29 protein-coding genes are annotated in these 24,871 nt (G+C 45.1%); 14 read left to right on the top strand and 15 right to left on the bottom strand.

Going from position 1 to position 24,871, the window contains the following annotated elements; all coding sequences use genetic code 11:
- Positions 1-3: 3 nt before the first annotated feature.
- The 10 genes from JC606_RS13980 to JC606_RS13935 all read right to left on the bottom strand — a co-directional run bounded on the left by JC606_RS13980 (position 4) and on the right by JC606_RS13935 (position 8,768).
- Entirely contained in the window at positions 4-1,095 is a 1,092-nt protein-coding gene (locus tag JC606_RS13980; protein ID WP_198778791.1) for a flagellar basal body P-ring protein FlgI, read from the bottom strand.
- A 93-nt stretch (positions 1,096-1,188) separates the two neighbouring features.
- Positions 1,189-1,965 (bottom strand): flagellar basal body L-ring protein FlgH, encoded by a 777-nt coding sequence (gene flgH / locus JC606_RS13975; protein ID WP_102426545.1) that lies wholly within the window; start codon positions 1,963-1,965, stop codon positions 1,189-1,191.
- Positions 1,966-2,037: 72 nt separating this feature from the next.
- Positions 2,038-2,826 carry a flagellar basal-body rod protein FlgG gene (gene flgG / locus JC606_RS13970; protein ID WP_004739713.1) on the bottom strand — a complete coding sequence of 263 codons (789 nt, stop codon included), beginning with the start codon at positions 2,824-2,826 and terminating at the stop codon, positions 2,038-2,040.
- Between the two features lie 21 nt (positions 2,827-2,847).
- Positions 2,848-3,597, bottom strand: coding sequence for a flagellar basal body rod protein FlgF (locus JC606_RS13965; protein ID WP_004739714.1), 750 nt, complete (start codon positions 3,595-3,597; stop codon positions 2,848-2,850).
- 251 nt (positions 3,598-3,848) lie between these two features.
- Positions 3,849-5,153, bottom strand: coding sequence for a flagellar hook protein FlgE (gene flgE / locus JC606_RS13960; RefSeq protein ID WP_137409100.1), 1,305 nt, complete (start codon positions 5,151-5,153; stop codon positions 3,849-3,851).
- 49 nt (positions 5,154-5,202) lie between these two features.
- Positions 5,203-5,916, bottom strand: coding sequence for a flagellar hook assembly protein FlgD (gene flgD / locus JC606_RS13955; protein ID WP_008218237.1), 714 nt, complete (start codon positions 5,914-5,916; stop codon positions 5,203-5,205).
- A gap of 17 nt (positions 5,917-5,933) precedes the next feature.
- The gene (gene flgC, locus JC606_RS13950; RefSeq protein ID WP_008218235.1) at positions 5,934-6,347 is read right to left on the bottom strand and encodes a flagellar basal body rod protein FlgC; all 414 of its coding nucleotides are present in this window, start codon (positions 6,345-6,347) and stop codon (positions 5,934-5,936) included.
- Between the two features lie 4 nt (positions 6,348-6,351).
- A complete protein-coding gene (gene flgB / locus JC606_RS13945; protein ID WP_004739719.1) occupies positions 6,352-6,747 on the bottom strand; it encodes a flagellar basal body rod protein FlgB in 396 nt (131 codons plus the stop codon).
- A 255-nt stretch (positions 6,748-7,002) separates the two neighbouring features.
- Positions 7,003-7,830, bottom strand: coding sequence for a protein-glutamate O-methyltransferase (locus JC606_RS13940; RefSeq protein WP_198778790.1), 828 nt, complete (start codon positions 7,828-7,830; stop codon positions 7,003-7,005).
- Between the two features lie 11 nt (positions 7,831-7,841).
- Positions 7,842-8,768 carry a chemotaxis protein CheV gene (locus JC606_RS13935; RefSeq protein WP_004739721.1) on the bottom strand — a complete coding sequence of 309 codons (927 nt, stop codon included), beginning with the start codon at positions 8,766-8,768 and terminating at the stop codon, positions 7,842-7,844.
- Positions 8,769-8,845: 77 nt separating this feature from the next.
- On the opposite strand from JC606_RS13935, the gene flgA reads away from it, so the two are divergent.
- The 3 genes from flgA (at position 8,846) to JC606_RS13920 (ending at position 10,576) form a co-directional block, all read left to right on the top strand.
- Positions 8,846-9,592: a flagellar basal body P-ring formation chaperone FlgA gene (gene flgA, locus JC606_RS13930; RefSeq protein WP_198778789.1), complete on the top strand. Its 747-nt coding sequence runs from the start codon at positions 8,846-8,848 to the stop codon at positions 9,590-9,592.
- 178 nt (positions 9,593-9,770) lie between these two features.
- On the top strand, positions 9,771-10,088 hold the full coding sequence (gene flgM, locus JC606_RS13925; protein ID WP_061034108.1) for a flagellar biosynthesis anti-sigma factor FlgM: 318 nt from the start codon (positions 9,771-9,773) through the stop codon (positions 10,086-10,088).
- A 62-nt stretch (positions 10,089-10,150) separates the two neighbouring features.
- Positions 10,151-10,576, top strand: coding sequence for a flagella synthesis protein FlgN (locus JC606_RS13920; RefSeq protein WP_004739725.1), 426 nt, complete (start codon positions 10,151-10,153; stop codon positions 10,574-10,576).
- A gap of 418 nt (positions 10,577-10,994) precedes the next feature.
- Here JC606_RS13920 and flgP read toward each other — a convergent pair whose 3' ends face one another.
- Both flgP and JC606_RS13910 read right to left on the bottom strand, forming a co-directional pair.
- Positions 10,995-11,426, bottom strand: coding sequence for a flagellar assembly lipoprotein FlgP (flgP, locus tag JC606_RS13915; RefSeq protein WP_102426547.1), 432 nt, complete (start codon positions 11,424-11,426; stop codon positions 10,995-10,997).
- A gap of 9 nt (positions 11,427-11,435) precedes the next feature.
- Complete coding sequence (locus JC606_RS13910; RefSeq protein WP_032498316.1) at positions 11,436-12,071, bottom strand: FlgO family outer membrane protein; 636 nt, start codon at positions 12,069-12,071, stop codon at positions 11,436-11,438.
- 192 nt (positions 12,072-12,263) lie between these two features.
- Between JC606_RS13910 and JC606_RS13905 the strand changes: the two genes are divergently transcribed.
- Complete coding sequence (locus JC606_RS13905) at positions 12,264-13,397, top strand: flagellar assembly protein FlgT (protein WP_116870182.1); 1,134 nt, start codon at positions 12,264-12,266, stop codon at positions 13,395-13,397.
- A 139-nt stretch (positions 13,398-13,536) separates the two neighbouring features.
- Positions 13,537-14,043 (top strand): Fe3+-citrate ABC transporter substrate-binding protein, encoded by a 507-nt coding sequence (locus JC606_RS13900; RefSeq protein WP_198778788.1) that lies wholly within the window; start codon positions 13,537-13,539, stop codon positions 14,041-14,043.
- A 123-nt stretch (positions 14,044-14,166) separates the two neighbouring features.
- Here JC606_RS13900 and JC606_RS13895 read toward each other — a convergent pair whose 3' ends face one another.
- From JC606_RS13895 to JC606_RS13885, 3 genes are read right to left on the bottom strand one after another with little or no spacing between them, the layout of a single operon-like run.
- Positions 14,167-15,408, bottom strand: a complete 1,242-nt coding sequence (locus JC606_RS13895) for an NAD(P)/FAD-dependent oxidoreductase (RefSeq protein WP_061034112.1) — start codon at positions 15,406-15,408, stop codon at positions 14,167-14,169.
- Positions 15,409-15,433: 25 nt separating this feature from the next.
- On the bottom strand, positions 15,434-16,507 hold the full coding sequence (locus JC606_RS13890; RefSeq protein WP_137408624.1) for a methyltransferase: 1,074 nt from the start codon (positions 16,505-16,507) through the stop codon (positions 15,434-15,436).
- Positions 16,508-16,536: 29 nt separating this feature from the next.
- Positions 16,537-16,926: a hypothetical protein gene (locus tag JC606_RS13885; protein ID WP_061034114.1), complete on the bottom strand. Its 390-nt coding sequence runs from the start codon at positions 16,924-16,926 to the stop codon at positions 16,537-16,539.
- A gap of 72 nt (positions 16,927-16,998) precedes the next feature.
- Between JC606_RS13885 and JC606_RS13880 the strand changes: the two genes are divergently transcribed.
- From JC606_RS13880 to JC606_RS13840, 9 genes are all read left to right on the top strand, one after another.
- Entirely contained in the window at positions 16,999-17,745 is a 747-nt protein-coding gene (locus JC606_RS13880; RefSeq protein ID WP_137408625.1) for a beta-ketoacyl synthase chain length factor, read from the top strand.
- Positions 17,745-18,515, top strand: coding sequence for a lysophospholipid acyltransferase family protein (locus tag JC606_RS13875; protein ID WP_198778787.1), 771 nt, complete (start codon positions 17,745-17,747; stop codon positions 18,513-18,515). Before JC606_RS13880 ends, JC606_RS13875 begins: the two co-directional genes overlap by 1 nt.
- A gap of 105 nt (positions 18,516-18,620) precedes the next feature.
- Positions 18,621-18,881, top strand: a complete 261-nt coding sequence (locus JC606_RS13870; RefSeq protein WP_004739743.1) for a phosphopantetheine-binding protein — start codon at positions 18,621-18,623, stop codon at positions 18,879-18,881.
- 10 nt (positions 18,882-18,891) lie between these two features.
- Positions 18,892-19,149 (top strand): acyl carrier protein, encoded by a 258-nt coding sequence (locus JC606_RS13865; RefSeq protein ID WP_004739745.1) that lies wholly within the window; start codon positions 18,892-18,894, stop codon positions 19,147-19,149.
- On the top strand, positions 19,149-19,706 hold the full coding sequence (locus JC606_RS13860) for a septation protein IspZ (protein WP_137408628.1): 558 nt from the start codon (positions 19,149-19,151) through the stop codon (positions 19,704-19,706). The genes JC606_RS13865 and JC606_RS13860 overlap by 1 nt, the downstream gene beginning before the upstream one ends.
- A gap of 6 nt (positions 19,707-19,712) precedes the next feature.
- The gene (locus tag JC606_RS13855) at positions 19,713-21,101 is read left to right on the top strand and encodes an AMP-binding protein (RefSeq protein ID WP_137408629.1); all 1,389 of its coding nucleotides are present in this window, start codon (positions 19,713-19,715) and stop codon (positions 21,099-21,101) included.
- 88 nt (positions 21,102-21,189) lie between these two features.
- Positions 21,190-21,552 carry an ApeI family dehydratase gene (locus JC606_RS13850; RefSeq protein WP_004739748.1) on the top strand — a complete coding sequence of 121 codons (363 nt, stop codon included), beginning with the start codon at positions 21,190-21,192 and terminating at the stop codon, positions 21,550-21,552.
- Positions 21,545-23,344 carry a glycosyltransferase family 2 protein gene (locus JC606_RS13845; protein WP_137408630.1) on the top strand — a complete coding sequence of 600 codons (1,800 nt, stop codon included), beginning with the start codon at positions 21,545-21,547 and terminating at the stop codon, positions 23,342-23,344. The genes JC606_RS13850 and JC606_RS13845 overlap by 8 nt, the downstream gene beginning before the upstream one ends.
- Positions 23,322-24,869 (top strand): HAL/PAL/TAL family ammonia-lyase, encoded by a 1,548-nt coding sequence (locus tag JC606_RS13840; protein WP_137408631.1) that lies wholly within the window; start codon positions 23,322-23,324, stop codon positions 24,867-24,869. The genes JC606_RS13845 and JC606_RS13840 overlap by 23 nt, the downstream gene beginning before the upstream one ends.
- Positions 24,870-24,871: the final 2 nt, after the last annotated feature.

The following is a 24,871-nucleotide window of genomic DNA, read 5'->3' as shown; positions in this document are numbered from 1 at the left end:
TCCTTAGATAATGATCAGCTGGCCTTCAATCGCACCCGCTTGTTTCAGTGCTTGAAGGATTGCCATTAAATCAGAAGGCGCTGCGCCCACTTCGTTAACCGCTCGAACCAAATCATCCAATGTTAGGCCAGGTTCAAACTTAAACATCTTGCCATCGGCTTCAGTGACTTCGATATCAGAGTCTGGAACCACTACCGTTTGACCACCAGAGAATGCATTCGGCTGGCTCACGTTTAAGTTTTCTTTAATCGCGACTGTCATACCGCCGTGTGTTACCGCCGCCGCTTTTAGGCGCACGTGCTTACCAACGACAATAGTACCAGTACGAGAGTTAACGATGATTTTCGCTGAGCCTTCAGCTGGATCAAATTCAATGTTTTCGATTGCCGATAAGAAAGCCACACGTTGGCTGATTTCTCGAGGCGCACGTACTTTTACAGACGTCGCATCAACCGCAGACGCCATTTGTGGGCCTAAGAAATTATTAACCGCATCAGCCATGCGCTGCGCTGTTGTGAAATCTGATTGGATTAGGTTGAAGGTGATGTAGTCGCCACGGCCGAAAGGCGTTGGGATCTCTTGCTCTACTGTTGCACCACTAGAGATGATACCGACGTTAGGGTTATTGCCGACAATCTTAGAACCATCGTTACCCTGAGCACTAAAACCACTTACCACTAAGTTACCTTGCGCGACGGCATACACATGACCATCTAGACCTTTTAGGAAGGTTTGTAGCAAGGTACCACCACGTAGGCTTTTTGCCGAACCGATAGAAGAAACCGTGACGTCAACTTCCTGACCTTGCTTAGAGAAAGCCGGCAGTTCAGCGGTAACAATTACTGCCGCTACGTTTTTGGTTTTTGGCTTAGTGCCAGGCGGCAATTGGATGCCAAAATTTTGCAACATCGCGTTAAATGTTTGATCGGTAAAGGGAGTTGTCTCACCGGTACCCGGCAAACCCGTGACCAAACCATAACCGACAAGTTGGTTACTACGAACACCCGCCACTTTTGCCACGTCTTTAATACGCGCAGCATGGGCACTGGTGGCAAGAAATAGCATGCCAAATAGTACGAGTGTCAGTTTTTTCATTGAGTAACCTGTCTGTATTGCTTTAATTAATAATAACTTAGCGAAATATTTTGAATAACACGGGCTGTCAGTATGTCGACACCCTCTCAAGCTCTACAGAGATACATTAAAGAATCGTGCCAAGAATCCAGGCTCTTGCATATCTTGTTGCACTCCGGTACCTGAATACTGGATTCGAGCATTAGAAACACGGTTTGAAGCGATGGTATTGTCGAAATCAATATCGTCTGGACGGATGGTGCCACTTAAGCGGATGTACTCATCACCGGTGTTCAATGTCATCCACTTTTCACCACGCACCACTAGGTTACCGTTAGCAAGCACTTCAATCACTTCCACAGTAATGTAACCACTGATGCTGTTGCTCTGATTAGCAGAAGCATCACCTGCGAAGGTATTAGTGTTGCTTAGGTCGTACGAGAAGTTGTACTTGTCTATTGTTAACTCTTGACCACCAACAGCCAAAGGCTCCATTGATGAGTCATTCGACTTAGACATATCTGCATTGGCTTTTTTCGTCGCACGAGTATTTTCATCCAATGCCACAGTAATGATGTCACCAATACCGCGAGGCTTTGAATCATCGTACATGCTGCCAATATGGTTTACGTTGAATAGTGAACCGGTTGCCGCTGCATAATGCTCTGGCTTCTGTTTTGGATTAATTGGCGCCCATGCAGGATCACCGGCAATAGGGTCCGTTCGGCCGCGAAGCGTATCAACAATGCCTGAACTTTCTTGAGCCGATTTATCACCTTCTACCGCATCAACCACTGTGGTCGCGTTCTCTTCTGCTGGCGTCTCAATTGGATCCAATACAGAACAACCGCTCATAGATAAAAACAAGGCTAAACAAAAAATACGTTTCATGGCGATATACTCTCAGCAAGTCATGACGAACACGTCGATTAATACGAAACAAGTAAGCGGTGAATTAACCGATTACAGCTGTTGGTTAACAAAGCTCATCATCTTGTCTACCGACGAGATAACTTTCGAGTTCATTTCGTAAACACGTTGAGCTTCAATCATATTCACAAGCTCTTCGGTTACGTTTACGTTCGATGTTTCTAGCATCGACTGGCGGATATTACCTAGGCCATCAAAACCAGGTACACCTTCTTGTGGATCACCACTTGCACCAGTCGGCAAGTAAAGGTTTTGACCTACTGGTTCTAAACCGCCTGGGTTTACAAAGTCAGTAATAGTGATCTGACCTACCACTACGTTGTTTTGCTCACCACGGAGACGAACCGATACCTCACCGTCGTTACCTACTGTCACTGAGATTGCATCTTCAGGAATAACGATTTCTGGTTGTAGCGGGTAACCTTGACCCGATGTCACGATTGCGCCGTCACCGTTCAATGTGAACTGACCATTGCGGCTGTAACCTGTTTCTCCGTCTGGCATTTCAACTTGGAAGAAACCGTCACCTTCGATCATCATGTCTAGGCTGTTAGACGTAGTCTGCGCGTTACCGTGTGTGTGAACCTTTTGAGTCGCAACCACTTTAGAACCCGCACCTAGCATCAAACCACTTGGTAACTCAGTGTTCTGAGACGACTGACCGCCAGGCTGGTTAATATTCTGATAGAACAGATCTTCAAATACTGCACGGCTCTTTTTAAAACCAATCGTCGAGGCGTTAGCAAGGTTGTTTGAAATCGTTGAAATATTGGTTTGTTGGGCGTCTAAACCTGTTTTACTTACCCATAATGCTGGATGCATAGCAATTTCCTTTAAATTCTATTAGCTCATACGAAGCAGTGAATCAGACGACTTGTCCATTTCCTCTGCTGTGCTCATCATCTTGACCTGCATTTCAAACTGACGTTGTAAGTCAATTAGGCTGGTCATTTCACCTACAGCATTTACGTTACTGCCTTCGACCGCACCTTTTAGCAACGTGACAGCTGCATCTGCTTCGTATGCCTGATCTGGGTTTTTCGAACGGAATAGACCATTCGTATCTTTAAACAAACTTTGATTATCTGGACGTACAAGTTTAATACGATCAACAACCTCCAATTCCTCAGCTGGAGCGCCTTGAGGAATGACTGAGATCGTACCGTCTGTACCAATTTCGACTTTACTGATTGGGATTGGCAGTGTGATTGGCGCGTCATTTTCGCCCAATACCAAGTGACCACTGGCATTGGTCAACAAACCGTTTTGGTCAACCTTTAGGTTACCGTTACGTGTTAAGCCTTCGCGACCAGTGTTGTCCATTACCGAAATCCAACCATCACCTTGGATAGTGACATCAAGATCACGACCAGTGGTAACAACACTACCCTGCGCAAAATTATGTCCTGGACGTTCTGTCATGCTGAAAACACGAGTAGGCATACCTTCGCCATACGCTTGCATTGAACGCGCTTGTGCTAAATCAGCACGGAAACCCGTTGTACTTACGTTGGCAAGGTTGTTTGCACGTAGCTGCAAAGCTTGCATATTTTGCTTAGCGCCACTCATGGCAAGAAACAGTGCGCGATCCATAATTTTGCTCCAAAAATCATCTTCTGGGGCTAATAAAGCAAACACTGTGCCAATATTTTTAACTGTTATTTATCAACAACTTAAATAAAAAACAAACAAGAAAGGTGATCACAAAAGGATCATTGAGGAAGAATTGTTGCCAGTGGCATTACCGGGCGGCAATAAGGGCGGCAAATAAAAAAGCAAACAACAATACCCAATTCAATAACATTGAATTGGGTATTCACAGATGATTCAAACGTTAGAAACGATTAACGAATCTGAAGAATATTCTGTTGTAGTTGGTTGTGTACTTCTAGAGAACGAGAGTTCGCTTGGAAGTTACGTTGAGCAGAAATCAAATCAACCAATTCTTGAGTCATATCGATGTTCGACTGCTCCAGAGAGCCGTTGTTGATGCTACCAAATGAACCTTTGTTAGATTCGCCCCAGATTTTGTCACCTGAGTCGTTAGTAGAATCCCACTGGGTACCGCCTTTCTTATCCAGACCTTGCTCGTTTGGTACGCGTACTAGGCCAACACGACCAAGCATTACGTTTTCACCATTTGAGTAAGTACCTAGAACACTGCCGTACTCATCGAAATCGATTTTGGTTAAGAAACCTGTTGTTGCACCATCTTCATCAAACTTAGTCAGTTCAAACGGAGCCGCAAATTGGGTTGAAGAATCTAGACCAAACTTAAGCACTTGTGTTGGATCTGCACCGTTCAAGTCGATTGGGTTCGCACCAGCACCTAGTGGGTCCGAGTTTATCGGTTGACCACTGTTCAAGCTTGCTAACGTACCGTCATTGTTGAACTTCATTGTATGACCAACATGACCTTGAGCATTCGTTGCATCACCACCAGTAATGTTGAGTGGCTTCTCGCCAGTCTCATCAGTCATGGTGTAGTACGTCTGCCAAGTATTTGGTTGCGTCTGATCTTTGAGGTAGTAAGTCGTTAACTTGTAAGACTGGCCCATAGAATCGTATACCGTCGAAGACGTTGCACGGTTATAGGTATCAGCATCTTTGAAGTTAAATGCAGCCGGATCTTTAAGGTCACCGTTTGCGGGAAGGTTAACCCCTACTTCAATGTTTTCTGTCTGCTTTGGTTTACCAAATTCAGCTGGAATGTCGAGAGGCTTTGGCGCATAAGAAAGAACTTCACCCGAGTTTGGATCAACATCGTAACCTAAAAGAAACTCATCGCTAGCCGTAACCATGTAGTTGTCTTTGTTTAAGTGAAATGCACCATTACGTGTTAGTTCGTTAATCTCTGGCACCATACGGTCTTTCGCTACCGCAAAGAAACCTGTACCACTTACGCGTAGATCCATTGGGTTGTTTGTATAAATACTTGAACCTTCGTGGAACTGTTGCGCCACTTGGCTAGCTTGCGCACCACCACCTGACGTCGTTTTTGCGTTTGTGAACAACGAGTTTGAGTAAACATCACCAAACTCAGCACGAGACTCTTTAAAGCCAAATGTGTTTGCGTTCGCAATGTTGTTACTGGTTGTATTCAGGTCTAATTGTGCAGCGGATAGGCCGCTTAAAGCTACATATGACATTCCAATATTCTCCTAATCTATCTAGCTAGCATGTTCACTCACTTAAGAGCTACGCTTTACCAACCTCTAGTACTTCAGCAAGTCGTACTGGCGATGTGAAACCAGCCAGATTGAGTAGTACGTTGCCATCACCCTTACCAAGAAGCACACTGTTCACGTTCGCATAGCTGGAAACTTGGAACTCTGTGTTCTCGCCATCCAGTAAACCCGACGCTTTCACGTTGTATTTACCGGCCGGCAATGGGTTACCGTCTTCGTCTTTTCCGTCCCATTCAACACGTGTATCGCCTGAAGGTTTAGAGCCAATATCAAAAGTGCGAACTAATTGGCCCACTTCGTTCTCAACACGGACCATAACGTTGTCCATCGCTTGAGGAAGCTTAACCATTGCCGCCATACCGCCATCACCTTGCTTTACACCTGCCGCACCAGGAACCAATACATCACGACCAACCAAAGAGGAGGCCTGCAGTGCTTGGTTAGAGGTCATCGATGAGTTCAAGCTTTCAAACTGTGAATTCATTTTGCCGATGCCATCAACGGTCGCAAATGAAGCCATTTGCGCAATCATCTGGTCATTGCTAACCGGCTTAAAAGGGTCTTGCTGTGCTAGTTGCTTAGTCAACAAAGATAAGAAATCTTCTTGCTTAAGATCCTGCTTACCAGTTGTTTCGTCGGGCTTCTTAGCGCCATCTTGAAGACTCTTCAGCTGGTCAACATAGGACAAGCCGCTTTGACCAACATTGTTGTTGATTCCAGCCATGTGCTACCTCCTTATCCTTATTGACCCATCTGCAGCGTACGCAGCAGCATTTGTTTACTCGAGTCAGCAACCTGTACGTTCGTTTGGTACGCACGTGATGCCGAAATCATATTTGCCATCTCTTCCATAACGTTCACGTTAGACTTGTAGATGAAGCCTTCGTTGTTCGCTAATGGGTGGTCTGGGTTGTACTCCGCGCTCAGCGGCTTATCGCTTTCTACGATACCTAATACTTTCACAGGCACAGTGTGGTCACTGTTGCGTGCTCGATTTAACTCAGCGCCGAACACTGCGTGGCGAGCTTTGTAAGTTTCTTTAGCAGAACTACTTACACTGTCTGCGTTTGCAAGGTTGCTCGAGGTCGTATTTAGACGAACAGATTCAGCACTCATCGCAGAACCAGTCACATTGAATACATTAAATAAGCTCATCTAATTATTCCCCTTTAATCGCTTTAGTTAAATTCTTGAACTTACTTCCTAGGAAGTCGAGAGAGGCTTGATGCCTAATTTGGTTTTGCATGAAAAGGTTTCTTTCCAAATCCAAATCAACCGTGTTGCCATCTCCTGTATCAGGTTGGGTAGGAATTCGATACTTCGTTTCCCCATTCACCGTCGTTTCGGCAGAAATGTGCCGACCGTCTGTGCGGCTAAGACCAATGCTTGCCCCAGAACTTGCCGCCTGCAGTGATTTCTTGAAGTCTAATCCCTTTGCTTTATACCCTGGCGTGTTTGCTTGCGCGATATTGGTGGAAAGCACCTCAGCGTTACGCTCACGTACACCAACTGTGTGCTGGTGAATGCCCAAAGCATTGTCAAAAGAAATAGCCATCTAAACCTCAACTCAAGAACTGACTGTTATGAAATAACCAAAGCAATATATATACCAACTTTTGAAACAAAGTGGTCTATTTATGCTTTTACAGGTTACTCGTGGGTAAACTTGCAATATACAAGCCAAAAAATAGAGTAAATTGAAATGTCACTCTGACTTAAAGATATAGGTTAAGCCGGAAAAAGAAAACCCAGCACTTGGCTGGGTTTTAAAATTATTCAGTAATGTCACACCATATTTAGGTGGCGGCAATTACTTCAATTTGTAGATGATACCTGGGTTGCAACGAACCATTTCGAAGCGGTCCGTTAAACCAGTTAACGACTCAGACGCCCCCAGAAGCAAGTAACCACCCGGGTTCAGGCTGTTCGCCATTTGGTTGAGCACTTTAGATTTCATCTCTGGAGAGAAGTAAATCAGTACGTTACGACAGAAGATAATGTCGAACTTACCCAGCAGTGCGTAACTGTCCATCAGGTTCTGTGGACGAAAGTTCACCATGCGCTTCACGTTGTCTTTCACTTTCATGCGGCCATCGCCTGCATCTTCAAAGAAGGTACGACGGCGCTCTGGAGAAAGACCACGACCTAAAGCAAGGTTGTCATACGCGCCAGTGCGGCACATATCCAACATGCTTGCTGAGATATCCGTTGCGGTGATCGATACATTTGGCAGCATACCAGGCTTACGAGCTTGAGTCTCAAGCACCGTCATTGCCATTGAGTATGGTTCTTGGCCTGAAGAACTTGCCGCAGACCAAATCTTAATAGGACGTTTATTTGCCGCTATTTCCGGTAGAAGTTTATCCGCAAGCACTGCAAACGGGTAAGTATCTCGGAACCAAAGTGTCTCGTTCGTCGTCATAGCATCCACTGCTGCCACTCTCAACTCACGGTTTCGGCCCGTCACTACATCTCTCAATAAATCAGACAGCGAAGCTAGATTAAACTTTGCCACTAATGGGCTTAGGCGGCTGCGCACTAAGTACTGTTTGCTGTCACCTAATACAATGCCACATTGAGATTCTAAGAAACGGCTGAAATCGCGATACTCTTGATCACTTATTATTATAGCAGTCATTAATGTCTCTTTTAGTTAGTTAAAGCAGCTTTAACGGCTGCACCAAGCTCATCAGGGTTGAATTTAGCAATGAAGGAGTTCGCTCCCACACGCTCAACCATGGCTTGGTTAAATACACCACTCAATGATGAGTGTAAAATTACGTATAAATCTTTTAGCTCAGCGTGACGGCGAATCTCAGCAGTCAGCGTATAGCCATCCATCTCTGGCATTTCAATATCCGAGATCACCAATGAGATCTGATCGTAAATGCTGCCCTCTGCTGACATCTGCATCAGTTTTTCGTAGGCTTCTTTACCATCTTTCACAGCAATCACTTCAAAGCCGATCGACTCAATAGCTCGTTGAACCTGTTTACGTGCAACGGTTGAATCATCAGCAATCAAGATGCGGCGAACGAGTTCTTTTTCTTGTTCTACTTCTGCGATTTCTTCGGCAATCTTGCTGTCCATAGTTTCATCAACAGGCGAAATTTCAGCTAGGATTTTTTCAACATCAAGAATTTCGACCAATTCATTGTCGATGTTGGTTACCGCTGTCAGGTAGTTCGCTTTACCAGCGCCATCTGGCGGCGGGAGAATCGATTCCCAGTGCATGTTGATAATGCGCTCTACTGAACTGACCAAGAAACCTTGAATGGTTCGGTTGAACTCAGAGATAACCACAAAACACTTTTCAACATCCGTTGTCGGACGGCCACCAATCGCTAAGCTCAGGTCGATCACAGAGATCGTTTGGCCACGAATGTGTGCGACACCTTTAACCAGTGGGTTCAAGTTTGGCATCTTCGTCAGCTTAGGGCATTGAAGCACTTCTTTTACTTTAAAGACATTAATGCCGTAACGCTGACGCCCCATTAGGCGAAAGGTTAGTAATTCTAATCGGTTTTGACCGACGAGTTGCGTACGCTGATTCACCGAATCAAGAATACCCGTCATGAGCTCATCTCCATATCAAACTTTTTTGTATAAAAAGTGTTAGTCTACTGCAGGCTACGAACCACCAGAGAAACGGAATGACGTATTATAAAACAAATTTGCCACCTCTTTCCATAGCAATGTGTAGAGCTACTTTTAAAACTGTCGCTAAGTTTATCGGCATTTTATCAATATTGTTTAGTTTTTTTGTGCAAGCTGCGACCCCAGAACAAATTGAGAAGATTCAGTCTGCGGCAGAGCAACACATTATTGATACCGTTGAGCAGCCACGAGGCGGCGAACTCTTTGTTAATTCAGCAAATGTTGACTCAAGAATCAAAGCAACAGACTGCCCGATTCCTCTTGAGACAAGTGCCTCAACCACCACAAATACCCGCAGCAGTATTACGGTTTTAGTGCAATGTGTTCCTGATGAGTGGCGAGTTTATGTACCGGTACGTCTTGCGATGTCGGTGCCGCTTGTGACGACTACTCGAGCACTCGCGAGAGGCGAGATTGTCGGTCAATACGACGTGACAACCGCGATGATTTCTCTTAACAAATTCCGTCGCCAAGGCTTCACCGCTCCAGAGCAAGTTATCGGCGCCAAGGTAAAAAAGAACCTAAGGCCGGGTGACGTTGTCGAAAGGGGTGACATTTGTGTCGTATGTCGAAACGAGAAGGTTATCATACAGGCAGTAAAAGGTGGCATGACCATTACGACTAAAGGCACAGCGCTAACTGATGGCTCTATGGGTGATCAAGTAAGAGTGAAAAATGATAAATCACAGCGTATAATTGAAGGTATTGTTACCAACATGTCTGAAGTCACGGTTTACTTTTAACTCTCTACTTCTCAATTGGCGGTACCGTTAGCTATTTCGCTTTCGACTCTAGCATTGAAATACGTAGCTTCAGTGTTATATCCCTTTTCGACTAAAGAGCGAAAAATTGCTAAAGTAATCGAACCCTTGGTCGATATTGACTTTACAGGTTCCCATTTTTGAAGAAAAAGGCTTAACTATGGCAGGCATTGATAACATTCGTTCAGGGCAAACCCTAACGACCACTAACCGATCAGCAGTACGCTCTGATTCTAGTTCTGAGTCATCACGCTCTGATGTTTCAACTAAATCACCAGCGAGCAAAGATGCGGTTTCACTAAGCCAACAAGGCAAAGCGATCGGTCAACTCCACCAAGACATGGCAGCAAACCCAAGCTTTGACTCTGCAAAAGTTGCAGCAATCAAAGAAGCGATCGCGAACGGTTCATACACAGTTGACCCAGAAAAACTGGCCGACAATATGATGAAGTTCGAAAACGAATTAAAAGGTCTTTAAGTTCTCCCCTCTTGTACTGAGTGCTTAACTTAAGACACACAAGATTATTGATAGGTTACGTTATGGCGGCACTAGCAGATTTAGTTAATTTCCAACTTCAAAATGCCAAAGCCTTATCTGAGCTACTAAGTTCAGAGAAAACCGCTATTACAAGCCGACAATCGACAGATATTGAGCGAATTGCCAAGGAAAAAGTGGTCCTTGTCGAACAGCTAAGATCAACCGATCAACGCATCGCTGCCCATAGCAATATCTCAGAACTGACCGAGAATCCTGAACTTGCTCAGTTAGTCTCAACCATCAAGTCTATTGTGCACGATTGTCATCAAGCGAACCTGGTGAATGGCGAGGCCCTAAATCGAGCACACCTCAGCTTCAAAAAACTCAGCAACATGATGCAACAAAGCCACGGCAAAATTGGTATGACTTACAACGCCGGCGGTCAAACGCACACTATTTCAACGTTGGGAACCAACGTAAAAGCTTAGTTAAGCTACACCTTTTCGATAACACCATTGTTTTTTCCTATCTGTATCTGTATCTGTATCTGTATCTGTATCTCAGCCTATCTACATTTCGACTCCAATCAAACACCCACATATCTGAAAGTACGCCCAAGACAGCAAAAACAAAAAGCGGCAAGTATTTTCATACTTGCCGCTTTTATATTCATGTTAGGGCGTGTTGAACTTTCGTGGTTAAATTTTGTTCGGATGGGGACGCCTAGTCAAAAGCGTTTTAATCGCGGCGAGGGGGAAGTAGCCTAGTCATTCTAAGCAAATCTCCCTCAACAAAGAGTAAAACGCTTTTAGCCGAACCCTTTGGGCAGCGTTTGCTGGTTATTGGTTGCCGATACACCATCTGGAAAGCGACTGGCGGCCAATATCATTTATTCATGCTCCGATACTAGAACAGCGTTTGTTGTCTCTTCTCAGGTACAGCCTGAACTTCGCCGTAGTTACGTAATTGATCCATCTTGCGGATATCCAACTGAAGCTCAGTCACATAGCTATCGCCAACTGGGTAACTGCGCACGACTTCTGCACCGCGGATAACCCCATCAACCGCACCTGATGTGCGCTCTGTACCAAGGCGTTGGTCTTCAAGTTCAGCACGGCCGCTGACTCGCATACCATAAACTTGTTCCGCAAGTTCACGATAGGCATCGATCTTAGAGGCTCTCATCGCACGGATGCGCTTCTCTTCGTCGTTGCGACCTTTTTGCTCACTGATACTCGCGTAACCAACAGCAACCAAGAAATCGTCTGGTCTCATGCTCTGCAAAGGCTGACAGCCAACAAGCAGTAAAGCAACAACCACAAATATTAACTTCTTCATCTCGAACTCCTAAGGGCGAAGAATAACAGTATAAGGCTGACTGATCGTTGGGTCAGAACGAATGATCACGCCATCTTGAGTTCGAATACTGTTCAGAGTATCGAGGTCACGGCCAATACGGTCTGCAGGCAAAAAGCCTTGTGCCGAAGCCACGACAATACGAGTTTGCATGCCCACCACTCGAGCATTAACAAGCACACCGCCCTCTTGGCGCAGCATAGTACCCGTTAGTACGTATTGAACGTCTTGCTCTTGAGCTAAGTCTTTCCAGTCACGGCTAATCGCAAAGTCACCTTGATGAGTCACTTGGATAGAACCCGTGGTTTTAAAATCGACCACCTTGAAGCCACGACGCTGAAACTGATGAATGAAACCTTCAGATACTGAATTACCAAGCCAGTTTGTTGTGTCCATGTGTTGCAGGTCAACAAACGAGGTGATCGCAATAGGCGTTCTTGCTGAGATACTGGTGTTCGACACGATCAAGTCTTCAGTCATGCTTTCAACGAAGAAATCCATGGTGTGACGAGGGCTGTCCATCAGCATGAACTGACTGCCGGCATACTCAGTCTTGCCGTTATAGATCGGCGAATAAGCGCATGATGTCAGCAACATGACACTCATTACTACGAGCCATTTTTTCATTCTCTAATCTCCAGATAGTTTTAGTGCTACCTGTTCCAATATGTTCTCGCCATTATTCTTTTCAATGGATTACAATGTTGGAACAGTCTTTGCTTTTCATTAATGGTTCAGATTAAGAAAAACGCACTTAAGTCAGCGTCAAGCTTATAGTTATTTGTTAAGCAATATTTATACCCAACTGGTAACGAATAGATGAAAAAAATAATTTCTTACTTATTTTCAATAGGTTCACTGATAATCATAAGCTTCAGTGCTCATGCCTCATGGTATGAAGTTACCGGTACCGCAACCATCGTCTCGTCAGAAGAGACGGCAAGGATCCACGCTCTGGAAGACGCGGTCTATAAGGCCGTTCAGTTCTCGGGGGCTGACATTGGCAGTATTGCGAACCTGACGCCTTATCTCGATGGCAAGAAAAAGGAATACCAATTTACTAACCACGAAGTACGCTACATCTTGGTTGATAAAGAGAAGAAACGCGGTGGCAATTTAATGATCACCGCAAGAGTCGACATCTACCCTTCGGCAAATGCTTGCCATGAGAGCCAATACAAGAAAACCTTCTTGGTGGGGAATATCGATGTCACCTCTCCACAACAAGCCGTGATGGGAAGAATCTACAACATCGGTGATGATTTCGGCCACGTGGTTGATAGGCAGCTAGCAAAAGAGTCTCGCAGCTTTGTTTCTGTCGGTACCACCAATTACGACATCGACAAACGTAAACCTGAAGTGATCAAGATGATCGCTCAAGACACGGGCGCGCAATACATTATCGGTGGTGACATTACCGATTTAACGGCAACCATCGAATCCAAGCTATTAAAAGATGACATCATCAACCGTCAGTTTGCATTAGAGATGCAAGTATTTGATGGTAAGACAGGTCATCAAATCTACACCCGTAGCTATCGTGAAGTGGCAAAGTGGCCATTTGCTAAAACCAGTGAAGTTGACACTCGCAGTGCTCGTTTCTGGGCATCGACCTACGGCAGCATGATGCTTCGTGTTAGCCGTAACATCATGTTGGACTTAGAGTCTGAAGTCTCTTGTAAGATCACGCTTCCTGAAGTTGCAGCCGTATTCGGTAATACAGTGACCATTGATTTGGGCCGAATGCATGGCGTACAACAGGGTGACAAACTGCAGCTATGGCACACAGGTTCGTTTATCGACCAACGAGGTTTACCTCGCAATAAAGTCTCACAAAGCGATATCACACTGACCGTTTCTCGCGTCTACGAGAACGAAGCTGAACTGACGATTGATCAGCCAAGCCTGGCGGGAAGCATTCAAATTGGTGATGTGATGCAAAAAATCATGTAGTTAGCAGCACTCTAAACTCATAGTTTCTAATAAAGCCTTAGCACCTCTGTTAAGGCTTTAATTTTTTCATGGGTATTAGTTTCGGTTTTTACGTATTTGTCGTAACCTTACTAATAACATAATCATCATTTAGCAAGCTATGAGTCAGAATAATCTAATTGGTGCTACCGGCTATCGCTTTATTTCGAAAGGTAAGACCGCTTTTAAGATCCACATCCACACACCAGAAGACACGGTACTGCACCGGTCTGTCGGTTTTGTTCGTATGGGCGAAGAAAAAGCACTCAAGAAAACCATCAAATTGAGAGACGAGCTGGGTAAAGAGCTTTGGGGTAAGTTTTGGAAGAAGGTTCTCAAGGAGCCTTACCTAATGACGCGCCTTCCACATAGTTTAGAGCCTAAGATTGTATTCAAGCCAAACCCAACACAAAGTGACCCTGAACATCGTGATGAGTGCTATATCGCCAAATGGCGCGTGTTCTCCGATAACAGCGATTACAAATACAAAACCAAGGTCTGCTCCATCAGAAAGCACGGTCGACTGGCCGCATACAGCCAAACTAAGCGCGCACTACTTGACGCTCACAAAGACGTGATTGATTTACTCATATTCATGGGACGCCTCAACAGCATCGACCTGAAGTAGCCTTAAATTCCAATCGGTTTACCTAGTGAGTCAGATACAAAAACAGCCGCATTTGCAGCTGTTTTTTTATTTTTGGAGCAATAAGATAGAACTATCACGATGGCAAAGCACTAAATAGACCATCTAGCTTCGGCAGATCTCTGCCAGTGTCGTCAATCGGCGTTTTGAATCTTTCACATAAGGATTGGTTTGATCCCATGCGTAGCCCGCTAAAATCGAGCACACCATTTGTTTAATCTTAGGGTTGGGATCCTGATAGAAAATCACATCCTGCAGAGTACCGGAGTACCAACCTTCAACGTACGTTCTGAAGGTGTTTACGCCAACCATCAACGGGTCCGCGTATTCACGTTCCCAATCGACCGTCTCACCATTGAGCTGCTTTTCCACACACTCAACCGCAAACTGCGCCGACTTCATGGCAATCGTCACGCCTGACGAGAACACAGGATCAAGAAACTCACCAGCGTTACCCAGTAGTGCGTATTTGTCAGTTGCAAGGTGTTTAACGTTGGCAGAGTAACCACCGATTTCACCCGCAGGGTTTGGGTACTCAGCGTTTGCCAATATTTCAGCCAAACCCGGCTCTTCCATTGCCAATTGCTTAATCGCGGCAATCTTATCTTCAGGGTAAGACTCAAAGAACTTCGGCTCCCCTACCACACCAAATGAAGAAACACCGTTGCTAAACGGGATCAACCAATACCAGACATCAGGATTGGTTGGGTGCACAGAGATTAGGATTTTGTTTCGGTCATAATCTAGCTCAGTATCCACCTCAGCGATATGATCGTTAATGTGCGTGAAAATAGCTTTTCGAGGTGGAAGTGATGATTTCTCTTCCAGATCAAGCATCTTCGGCAACACTCGACCAAAACCACTGCCATCCAAAACGTACTGTGCTTCGAGCTGATAGCTTTCTCCATCAAGTACTTGAACATCTAAAATAGTGCTGTCATCGGTAAAATTAATGCCCGTCAACTCATGCTGGTAATCAATAGTGACACCTTGTGCCTCAGCAGTATCTGCAAGCACCTTATCAAAAGCACCACGTTGAACCTGAAAAGTGGTTCCCGGTCCAGTAGAGAACTTATCTTCAAAATTGAACGCGGTGTACACACCATTTTTACGAAATGCTGCGCCATCTTTGTATTGGAAGTTAGCCTTGGTCACCGCGTCGGTCATGCCTGCCTGTTCAATCACTTCCATGCAAGCGGGTAATAGGCTTTCACCAATTGAAAAGCGAGGGAACACGCTTTTTTCGATTACTCGAACATCGATGCCTTTTTTGTGCAATAAAGACGCGGCAATAGACCCTGATGGCCCAGCTCCGATGATCACTACTTGAGTAGACAGTTTTTTCATTAATTTAAGCCATGTTTGTTATGTGTTATTGCGCGCTAGCTTTCAATTCAAGAAGCGTATGACCAAGACCGATATCATCGGTGCGAGTGACCACTTCAAAGCCAGCTTCTTCAACTATCTCTAAGAAATCTTCACTGCAGTAAAAACGACTGTTGCCGTTTGCCAAGCAGGTAAAGTAAAGCGAAGTCGCGTTTAAGCTATACGAAGCTGCATCGTATTTCTGTGCATCCCAGAACAATTCAAGGATATAAACGGTCGCTTGTTCTGACATATGAGAGCGGACACGCTTTAAGATGCTAAGGATTTCCATTGGCGAGAAACAATCGAGGAATTGACTCATCCACCACACATCCGCACCCGTTGGCAGCGCTTGTTGCTTATCTAGCATGTTGGCCGGGAAAGGCGTCACTCTGTTTTGATGGCCATGTTGCTTAGCGTTCGCCATTGCCATTTCTAACTGCTGTGGCAAATCAACAATCGTGACTTCAACATCAGAATCATGGTTGCAACACTGCATTGCCCACTTACCGGTATTACCGCCAATATCCACCAGCGATTTAGGTGTCTTGCTGAAAACCTTCTCAAGCAAAACGGGGAATGAGCGATCAGAGTAGAAGTGATCAAACTTGAACCAGCTCTCTTTCGCTTTTTCAGGTAATTGAGACAAGCTTTGGTAGATCGTATCCCAATCCCCTAGCTCCTTCAAACCAGCAGGAGTGCCCTCTTCAATCGCTTCAGTGAGGTGCATCATCGCGGCATAACAAACATCGGCTGTGAAATCCATGTTTGCGTTAGTCATGCCATCATGCAACAGGTAGAAACCAAGGTTGGCTATCTTATAGTTAGGCTTTTCCCAAACAACAATATGAGCGCTAAGCGCCATATCAAGTAACACTTTCACACCATATTCAGATACACCTGTTATTTCTGAAATAGTCTCAGCAGGTAAGCCATCGCTCCCCGCATCATCGAGCGCTTTTAAAATACCTAAATCACGAAGTGTACGAGCAGTATGAAAAACAATAGGAGCAAAAGATAATTTTTGTGCTTCTGTTTTTGCTTCTAATGCATTGAATGGATCTAATTTATATTCCGACACGAAAAACCTAACTTATAAATAATAGAGGGTTACTCAGCTGCCATTTGTGCAAGCTTACGTTTAATATCAACGTTTAAGTTATTAACCCAGCGGTTGTAATTACGGTGTATTTCACCATCGTCATACTTCAAATTCTCTGATTCAACATAAAGAATAGAGTAAAATTTGTCGTTATAAGGGATATCAACCACTGCGTGATGTGAACGAACATACAATTCAGCGCGGATCAAACCAGGTTTAATCTCAGAAACTAACCAGCCTCGATTTTCAGCAGATTCATAAATAGCTGATTTCACCTGTTTACTTTGAAGATTATGTGCAACTGGAGTATCCTCAACATTCATTACAGGCTGGACACGTCCACACCCTGCAAGAACCAATATGAATAACATTGAAACGGCTATTTTTAGTAATTTCATTAAAATTCCTTATCTGTGTTTATTTATAAGCACGCATAGTATTTAGTTAGACCCAAAGCAAATCAATACTCTATGTCAAATCAATCCCAATTAATGTCGTTTAATATTGAGAAATGGTCTGCAAACTCGGCTGGTCTCAATTCTGATGCCGAATGGCAAGCCTGGAGCACTAATTTAGATTGGCCGCAAGATGGCTCAACTGAATTTAAAGCGATCCCACCGATGATGCGCCGCCGAATGAGCCTACAAAGTAAATTGGCCGTTCAAACTGCATTGACACTCTTAAAAGACAACTCGATTGATTACCTGGTTTTTGCCAGTCGACATGGTGAACTGCACCGAACCGCAACCTTGATCCAGTCGATATTGGAAGGTGATGATGCCTCGCCAATGGCGTTTTCACAGTCCGTGCATAATACAGCTGCAGGGTTAACTACCATCGCAGCGAAAGCACCAATCCCTCTGACCTCTATCGCGGCCGGCCAAGATACTTTCCACAACGCTTTGATTGAAGCCTATCTTTACCTGAATCAATATCCATCACATCGTGTGTTAGTTATCGATTTCGACCAGCCTTTGCCAGAGCTCTATCAAGAGTTCGAAGCTCAAAGTTATACCGACTATGCGCTAGGGTTAGTGCTCACCTCAGGAAGTGATTACTCAGTATCAAGAGCTGTAGCTAACGAAAGCTCAGCCACTCCTTTACCACAAGGCTTGCAGGCGCTACAAAACATCCTTCTAGGTTCACAGAGCTGGACCATAACAGGTAAGCATCAAGATTGGACTTGGACAAACAACGCGAAAGCCGGAGAACTATAATGAGCAAGGTCGACCAATATTGGCGAGTATTCGCGACAGGCCTCTGCTTTACCATCTTCGGCTTGGGAGGCCTAATTCTCAGCTTCTTGCTCTTGCCATCTATCGCGCTCATCACTCCTAACACCATTCAGCGTGAGCTCAGAGCTCAACGATTGATTCGCTTCTCATTCAATGCCTTCTGCCAGATCATGAAATTCACAGGCGCAATAGATTATCGAATTGATGGTGCGGAACTACTGCGAGAAGATCGCAACTGTATCATCGTTGCCAATCACCCAAGTTTGATTGACTATGTATTGATCGCATCGCAACTTCCTCAATGTGATTGCCTCGTTAAAGCCGCCATTTGGGAAAACCCATTTATGAAAAGGATCGTCAAAGCCGCGGGCTACATACCCAATCAGGCTCCCGACGATCTTTTAGAACGCTGTGAAGAGCGCTTTTCGCGCGGGAATGTGCTACTTGTTTTTCCGGAAGGCACTCGCACAACGCCCGGAATTGAAACATCCTTACAGCGTGGTGCGGCACAAATTGCCACCCGAACACAAACTGATTTACGGGTGATTCATATTACGGTTTCTCCGACATTCTTAACGAAAGAGAAAAAATGGTATCAAGTTCCTGTGACGAAGCCCTTTTTTCATGTCGCGGTGAAAGGTAAAATAGAAGTCGCACCATTTATTGAAGGCTCAAATAATTTAACTTCGGCCGCAAGACGCCTTAATCATCATCTTGCACAAACAATTTTCCCTTCCGAAGAAAACATTTAGCGTATCAATAACATAACAGGCGATATCGGCATTTCGAAAATACCTCATATAATGTAGAATCGCCCCCTTAAAGCAGCATTTAGACAAAGCATTAAGTAGGCCAAAGTGGAAACATTACACAACGAACTGAAACAACTGATCATCGACGCATTAAATCTTGAAGACATGAGCATTGATGAGATTGAAACGGAAGCTCCACTGTTTGGTGATGGACTAGGACTAGATTCTATTGATGCACTAGAACTTGGCCTTGCTATCAAGAAGAAGTACAACATCGTAATTGATGCTGATGATTCAAACACTCGCGAGCATTTTGCATCGGTTGCAAACCTAGCGAATTACATCTCATCTCAAACGAACAACTAGACAGATCTTTATGACACAAGCTAACCAACAAGAAGTATACAACCAGGTTAAAGATGCGCTGATTGAGCTGTTCGAGCTTGATGCTGAAGATATCACGCCGGAAGCTCATCTTTATCTTGATCTAGACCTAGACAGCATTGACGCGGTTGATTTGGTCGTTCATCTACAGAACGTAACAGGTAAGAAGATCAAGCCTGAAGAGTTCAAAGCAGTACGCACCGTTAATGACGTTGTAGAGTCTGTGGTTGAACTATTGAAGGACGCATAATGCGTCCTCTGCTGACTTTGCTGTCGGCAATCATACTTTTCACATATCCAATAGCGGTTTACTTTGGACTCAACAAGTTTGGCCTGCAAACCGTGGGTATCGTGTTGGCCGTTATCTTTGCTGTTCGCATTTTTACCGGCGACCAGGCAAAAATCAAAGAGCTAAAACACCTAGCTTGGATCAGTGGAAGTGCTGGTATTGTTCTGCTGACATTAGGTTTAACCTTTAAGCAGCATGGCTGGCTAACCTATTATCCCGTTATCGTTAATGTTTGTATGCTGGCTGTATTTGCTTCAAGCCTATGGCAACCACAAACGATCATCGAACGTCTTGCTCGCCTTCAAGAGCCAGAGCTTCCACAAAGTGGCATTGATTACACCAGAAAAGTCACCAAAGTTTGGTGCTTGTTCTTTGTTATCAATGGCTCTATTGCTTTTTACACCTGCTTCCAGCCGCTAGAAGTATGGACCCTATACAATGGCTTACTCAGCTATCTGTTTGCAGGGGTGCTCTTTGCAGGGGAGTGGGTAGTAAGACAGCGCATTCGTCAGAGTTAAATTGTTATGACCCAAACCGTATCTTACACCTCGTTGTCTGAACTTCTCAGCCAGAACAGAGTCCCTGAATCTATTGTCTGCTTTGAAGACAATAGTGAGATTACGTGGCAAACCTTTAACGACGACTTATCTCAACTCGTGCACCTTTTATCTTCATCCCCTTTTCAACGAGTTGCGATTTGTACCCAAGATAGCTACCTATTTTCGATAGCATTTTTAGCGTGTGCAGCAGCGAACAAACACATCATCTTACCGGGTAACTACCAACCTTGTGCACTTGCTGAGTTAGGTGAACAGTTTGATTGCCTGCTAGTTGATGACTCGATTGGCGAAGTTGAGGTGAGTGACGTTCGCAATATCCAAACCTTATTGGACTCAAGCACTGAAGTAGAAAAACCTCAGTCCGATGGTCTTCCGGCCATTGATTTGGCAGCCACCCATTTGACCCTGTTCACTTCAGGTTCAAGCGGTACACCAAAAGCGATAAATAAAACGCTAGAGCTGCTGGATATTGAGACCGCACAGCTACACAAAAACTGGGGCAAGCTGCTCAAAGGCAATCAAGTTCAAAGCACGGTTTCGCATCAACATATCTATGGTTTACTATTTAGAGTCTTGTGGCCACTCTGCTCTGGTATTCCGTTTGCTCGTAACAACCTAGAATACCCTGAACAAATTCTATCTCATGCCAATAAAAACTGTGTGCTGATCAGCAGCCCTGCACTACTGAAGCGATTAAAGCATGAGACCAACCAGGTACAACTTGCAGGAGTCTTCTCTTCGGGTGGTCCACTGCCTACCGAGTCTGCTCATCAGTCGCGTGATTTACTAGGACATTTACCAATAGAGGTATTTGGCAGCACAGAGACTGGCGGCATAGCATTTCGTCAGCAAGAGAGCGCTCAAACGCCTTGGCAACTTTTTGATTGTATTGAGGCTAGTCTCAACAGTGAGAACTGCATTAAGTTATTGTCGCCATATATCGATAAAAACAACTGGTATCAAACCGCCGACGAGTGCGAAATGGTCTCAGATAGTCAATTCATATTGAAAGGTCGAACGGACCGGGTGATCAAGATTGAAGAGAAACGAGTATCACTGGTTGAAGTAGAAAAGCGTCTTGAGCAACTGCCTTGGATAAGCGAGTGTGTGGTGATTCCATTTGAAGAACCAGAGCGCCTCATCCTAGCCTCGGTTTTGGTATTATCAGATCAAGGCCAAGCCACTTTATCGACCATGAGTAAAGGTAAATTCTGGTTGATGCTGCGTACAGAACTCAGAAAGTGGTTGGAGCCAATCGCTATCCCAAGAAAATATCGTATTGTTGATGAGATTCCCCTCAACAGCCAAGGTAAGCGATTAACGTCTCACATAGAACAGCTAATAAAATCATAGTAACCGCTGATCGTATTTTACACTGAGATTATCTTTTTATATTTTTGTCAAAGAACCAATATTTGCCCAAGGATTCTAAGCACGCCCTATGGATAAAAGAAAACCAACCGTCATTGCGGTAGACACTGTAGAAAATGAATCGACCCTGACACTTAATGTTAGCGGAGATATCACCGATTTTAAGGGGCACTTCAAGAGCTTCCCTATTCTACCGGGCGTCACGCAAATTGATTGGGCACTTCACTACGCAGTCCAAGAGTTAGGCGTTCCTGGTTTCTTTAAAGGCATGGAAGTCATTAAGTTCCAAGAGCCTATCTTGCCTGACGCCACAATCCAACTATCACTCAAATGGGATGCTGATAAAAGCAAGTTGAGCTTCAGCTACACCTCAAATAACGGTGAGCAAACCCATTCATCAGGCAAAATGAAGCTGGGAGAGAAAAGTGAATAGCACTCCCGTCGAGGCTACTTCTCAACACCCCAAAAAGGAAAGCAACTACAAGGCTTGCTTCCTTATCCCGTGCTTTAACCATGGCGCAACCATGCCTGAGGTGGTGTCATCACTCCATCATTTTGAGTTGCCGATCATCATCGTTGACGATGGTAGTGAGCTCGCTACAAAACAATTTCTCACTCCCCTAGCAGAGCACTCACACGTAACCTTGGTGACACTTGAGCAGAACCAAGGCAAAGGCGGTGCAGTAAAGGCCGGTATCAAAAAAGCACACGAACTCGGCTTTAGCCACGCCATTCAAATTGATGCTGACGGACAACACGACCTTGAAGCCTTACCAACATTAATTGAGGCCTCACAAGCTAAGCCACAACGTCTGATATCAGGCCAGCCTGTCTACGACGAGAGTGTGCCCAAGGCGAGACTGTACGGGCGCTACGCGACACACATTTGGGTATGGATAGAAACCCTTTCTTTATCAATTAAAGACAGCATGTGCGGCTTTAGAGCGTACCCTATCAACCAAACACAAGCGGTACTTAGCAAATACGATATTGGCTCTAGAATGGACTTCGATATCGAAATTCTAGTTCGCCTGTATTGGGAAGGCTGCGACATAGACTTCGTTGAAACTCGAGTCATCTATCCTGAAAACGGCATCTCTCATTTCGATGCATTGTGGGATAACATCAAAATCAGTTGGATGCATACGCGCCTGTTCTTCGGCATGTTGCCAAGAGCACCAAAGCTGATTGCTCGCCATTTCAAATCCGATTCTGCTGAAAGTTACCAAGCTTCATCGACGGATTCAGAACAGCAAACTTCAGAGCAACCGCACTGGTCTCGCACCCAGGAACGCGGCACCGTTTTAGGTATCAAACTGTTATTAGCCATTTATACCTTGTTAGGTCGCGGTGTGTTCAACCTCATTCTACGTGGTGTGATGCGTTACTACCACTTAACGGGCAAGCGCGCGCGAAACGCTTCTGAGCAATACTTGTTTCAGTTGAAGGCCTATGCGGAACAGCAAAATATTGAGTTACCCGGCGAACTAACCAGCTACAACCATCTGCTTTCGTTTGGGCATACCATGCTCGACAAGCTTGCTGCATGGAAAGGCGATTTCTCAGTAGAGAACCTCACCATCCAAGGCCAAGACCAATTCGAAAACATGGTGGCAAATAAGCAAGGTGTGCTGATTTTAGGCTCACACCTAGGCAACATTGAATTATGTCGCGCTTTAGGTCGCAGACACTCAAACATCAAAATCAATGCGCTGGTTTTTACAGAACACGCAGAGCGTTTTAATTCAGTAATGAAAGCGGTTAATCCGCAGTCAGATCTAAACCTAATTCAAGTGACTTCAATGGGGCCTGATACGGCGATCCTTTTACAGCAGAAGTTAGAGCAAGGTGAGTGGATCGTTATTGTCGGGGATAGAACTTCCACCAGCAAAGAGAGCCGCTCGGTATGGGCAGAGTTCTTGGGTAAGGAAGCGCCGTTCCCTCAAGGGCCATTTATGTTAGCCTCTGTACTCAAAGCACCCGTATTTTTGCTATTTGGGTTACGTGACGATTCACAAGCAAAACCGCATTTTAATGTCTATTTCGAGCATTTTAGCGACAGAATCGAGCTACCCAGAAAAACACGCGAACAATCTTTAAAGCAAGTCGTTCAACAATACGCAGACCGACTTCAGCACTACACACTGAAAGCACCACTTCAGTGGTATAACTTTTTTAATTTTTGGACATTGAGCAAGCACCATGACGAAAAAGAATCCAAATAGCATCACCTTTGGTGCCGAACGCCTCACAATTGAGGATGTTGTCGCTATCTCACAGGGCGCAAAAGCCTCGATGAACACCAGTGACGAGTTCACTTCAAAAATCGACCGCGGTGTAGCATTCCTAGAGCGCCTACTTAAAGAAGAAGGTGTGATTTACGGCGTAACAACAGGTTACGGTGACTCTTGTACGGTTGCGATTCCGCCAAGCCTTGTCGATGAACTGCCTCTTCACCTAACACGCTTCCACGGTTGTGGCTTGGGTGAAATACTGTCTCACGAGCAAGCACGTGCGGTACTTGCAACTCGTCTTTGTTCGCTGTCACAAGGCGTATCTGGCGTGACTCATGATCTGCTTAACCAGATCGTTACCCTAATCAACCAAAACATCTCACCACGTATTCCTCAAGAAGGCTCGGTGGGTGCCAGTGGCGACTTAACACCTCTGTCTTACTTAGCAGCCGCGTTGATTGGTGAGCGTGATGTCATCTACAAAGGTGAAGTGCGCCCAACCAGTGACGTCTACAAAGAGCTAGGCATTAGCCCTATCAAGCTTAAGCCAAAAGAAGGCTTAGCGTTAATGAATGGTACGTCTGTCATGACGGCATTAGCGTGTATCGCTTACAAGCGTGCGGAATACCTAGCTCAGCTATCAACTAAGATCACCGCTATGGTATCGGTCGGTATGCATGGCAATGACTTCCACTTCGATGAAGCCTTGTTCGCAGTAAAACCCCATCCGGGTCAACAACAAGTTGCGGCATGGCTGCGTGATGATCTGCAAGCAGATCGCCCGCCACGTAACAGTGACCGCCTACAAGATCGTTACTCTCTGCGCTGCGCGCCACATGTTATCGGTGTGGTTCAAGACTCCCTACCTTGGCTTCGCCAGATTATCGAGAACGAGTTAAACAGTGCAAACGACAACCCAATTATCGATGGTGATAACGAACGCGTACTGCACGGTGGACACTTCTATGGTGGTCATATCGCAATGGCAATGGATACGCTAAAAACTGCCGTAGCCAACCTTGCTGACCTGCTTGATCGCCAAATGGCGCAGCTGATGGATTACAAGTTCAACAACGGTCTGCCATTCAATCTAACGGGTGCTGAAGGCGAACGTAAGCCAATCAACCACGGCTTTAAAGCAGTACAAATCGGCGTGTCAGCTTGGACAGCAGAAGCATTGAAACACACCATGCCTGCAAGTGTGTTCTCTCGCTCAACTGAGTGTCACAATCAAGACAAAGTGAGCATGGGCACCATCGCAGCTCGTGACTGTTTACGCGTTCTTGAACTGACAGAGCAAGTGGCAGCAGCGTCACTTCTAGCCGGTACGCAAGCGCTTGAACTACGTAAACGCCACAATGAGCTTGATGAGCACCATATGAGTGAAAACCTCAAGCACATTCGCGACGAAGTACTGAAAGAGTTTGAGTTTATAGTCGAGGACCGCCCGCTTGAAGGCGATCTACGCCACTTTATTACTCGTATTCAAAATCAGCATTGGTCACTTTACTCATAGAG

It is taken from the genome of Vibrio sp. IB15 (assembly GCF_016406055.1).
In the GTDB taxonomy this organism is placed as follows: Bacteria; Pseudomonadota; Gammaproteobacteria; order Enterobacterales; family Vibrionaceae; genus Vibrio; species Vibrio chagasii.
The sequence above is the reverse complement of the archived record's forward strand: the minus strand, read 5'-3'. Positions and strand labels throughout refer to the sequence as shown.

Coding starts and splice junctions, on each gene's coding strand:
- JC606_RS13895 (WP_061034112.1), bottom strand. CDS start 15,408: ATGAAAAAACTGTCTACTCAAGTAGTGATCATCGGAGCTGGGCCATCA.
- flgE (WP_137409100.1), bottom strand. CDS start 5,153: ATGTCATATGTAGCTTTAAGCGGCCTATCCGCTGCACAATTAGACCTG.
- flgM (WP_061034108.1), top strand. CDS start 9,771: ATGGCAGGCATTGATAACATTCGTTCAGGGCAAACCCTAACGACCACT.
- flgP (WP_102426547.1), bottom strand. CDS start 11,426: ATGAAGAAGTTAATATTTGTGGTTGTTGCTTTACTGCTTGTTGGCTGT.
- JC606_RS13910 (WP_032498316.1), bottom strand. CDS start 12,071: ATGAAAAAATGGCTCGTAGTAATGAGTGTCATGTTGCTGACATCATGC.
- flgA (WP_198778789.1), top strand. CDS start 8,846: ATGACGTATTATAAAACAAATTTGCCACCTCTTTCCATAGCAATGTGT.
- flgD (WP_008218237.1), bottom strand. CDS start 5,916: ATGGCTGGAATCAACAACAATGTTGGTCAAAGCGGCTTGTCCTATGTT.
- JC606_RS13885 (WP_061034114.1), bottom strand. CDS start 16,926: ATGAAATTACTAAAAATAGCCGTTTCAATGTTATTCATATTGGTTCTT.
- JC606_RS13965 (WP_004739714.1), bottom strand. CDS start 3,597: ATGGATCGCGCACTGTTTCTTGCCATGAGTGGCGCTAAGCAAAATATG.
- flgC (WP_008218235.1), bottom strand. CDS start 6,347: ATGAGCTTATTTAATGTATTCAATGTGACTGGTTCTGCGATGAGTGCT.
- JC606_RS13880 (WP_137408625.1), top strand. CDS start 16,999: ATGTCAAATCAATCCCAATTAATGTCGTTTAATATTGAGAAATGGTCT.
- JC606_RS13875 (WP_198778787.1), top strand. CDS start 17,745: ATGAGCAAGGTCGACCAATATTGGCGAGTATTCGCGACAGGCCTCTGC.
- flgG (WP_004739713.1), bottom strand. CDS start 2,826: ATGCATCCAGCATTATGGGTAAGTAAAACAGGTTTAGACGCCCAACAA.
- JC606_RS13920 (WP_004739725.1), top strand. CDS start 10,151: ATGGCGGCACTAGCAGATTTAGTTAATTTCCAACTTCAAAATGCCAAA.
- JC606_RS13940 (WP_198778790.1), bottom strand. CDS start 7,830: ATGACTGCTATAATAATAAGTGATCAAGAGTATCGCGATTTCAGCCGT.
- JC606_RS13860 (WP_137408628.1), top strand. CDS start 19,149: ATGCGTCCTCTGCTGACTTTGCTGTCGGCAATCATACTTTTCACATAT.
- JC606_RS13855 (WP_137408629.1), top strand. CDS start 19,713: ATGACCCAAACCGTATCTTACACCTCGTTGTCTGAACTTCTCAGCCAG.
- JC606_RS13850 (WP_004739748.1), top strand. CDS start 21,190: ATGGATAAAAGAAAACCAACCGTCATTGCGGTAGACACTGTAGAAAAT.
- JC606_RS13865 (WP_004739745.1), top strand. CDS start 18,892: ATGACACAAGCTAACCAACAAGAAGTATACAACCAGGTTAAAGATGCG.
- JC606_RS13935 (WP_004739721.1), bottom strand. CDS start 8,768: ATGACGGGTATTCTTGATTCGGTGAATCAGCGTACGCAACTCGTCGGT.
- flgH (WP_102426545.1), bottom strand. CDS start 1,965: ATGAAACGTATTTTTTGTTTAGCCTTGTTTTTATCTATGAGCGGTTGT.
- JC606_RS13905 (WP_116870182.1), top strand. CDS start 12,264: ATGAAAAAAATAATTTCTTACTTATTTTCAATAGGTTCACTGATAATC.
- JC606_RS13980 (WP_198778791.1), bottom strand. CDS start 1,095: ATGAAAAAACTGACACTCGTACTATTTGGCATGCTATTTCTTGCCACC.
- flgB (WP_004739719.1), bottom strand. CDS start 6,747: ATGGCTATTTCTTTTGACAATGCTTTGGGCATTCACCAGCACACAGTT.
- JC606_RS13840 (WP_137408631.1), top strand. CDS start 23,322: ATGACGAAAAAGAATCCAAATAGCATCACCTTTGGTGCCGAACGCCTC.
- JC606_RS13900 (WP_198778788.1), top strand. CDS start 13,537: ATGAGTCAGAATAATCTAATTGGTGCTACCGGCTATCGCTTTATTTCG.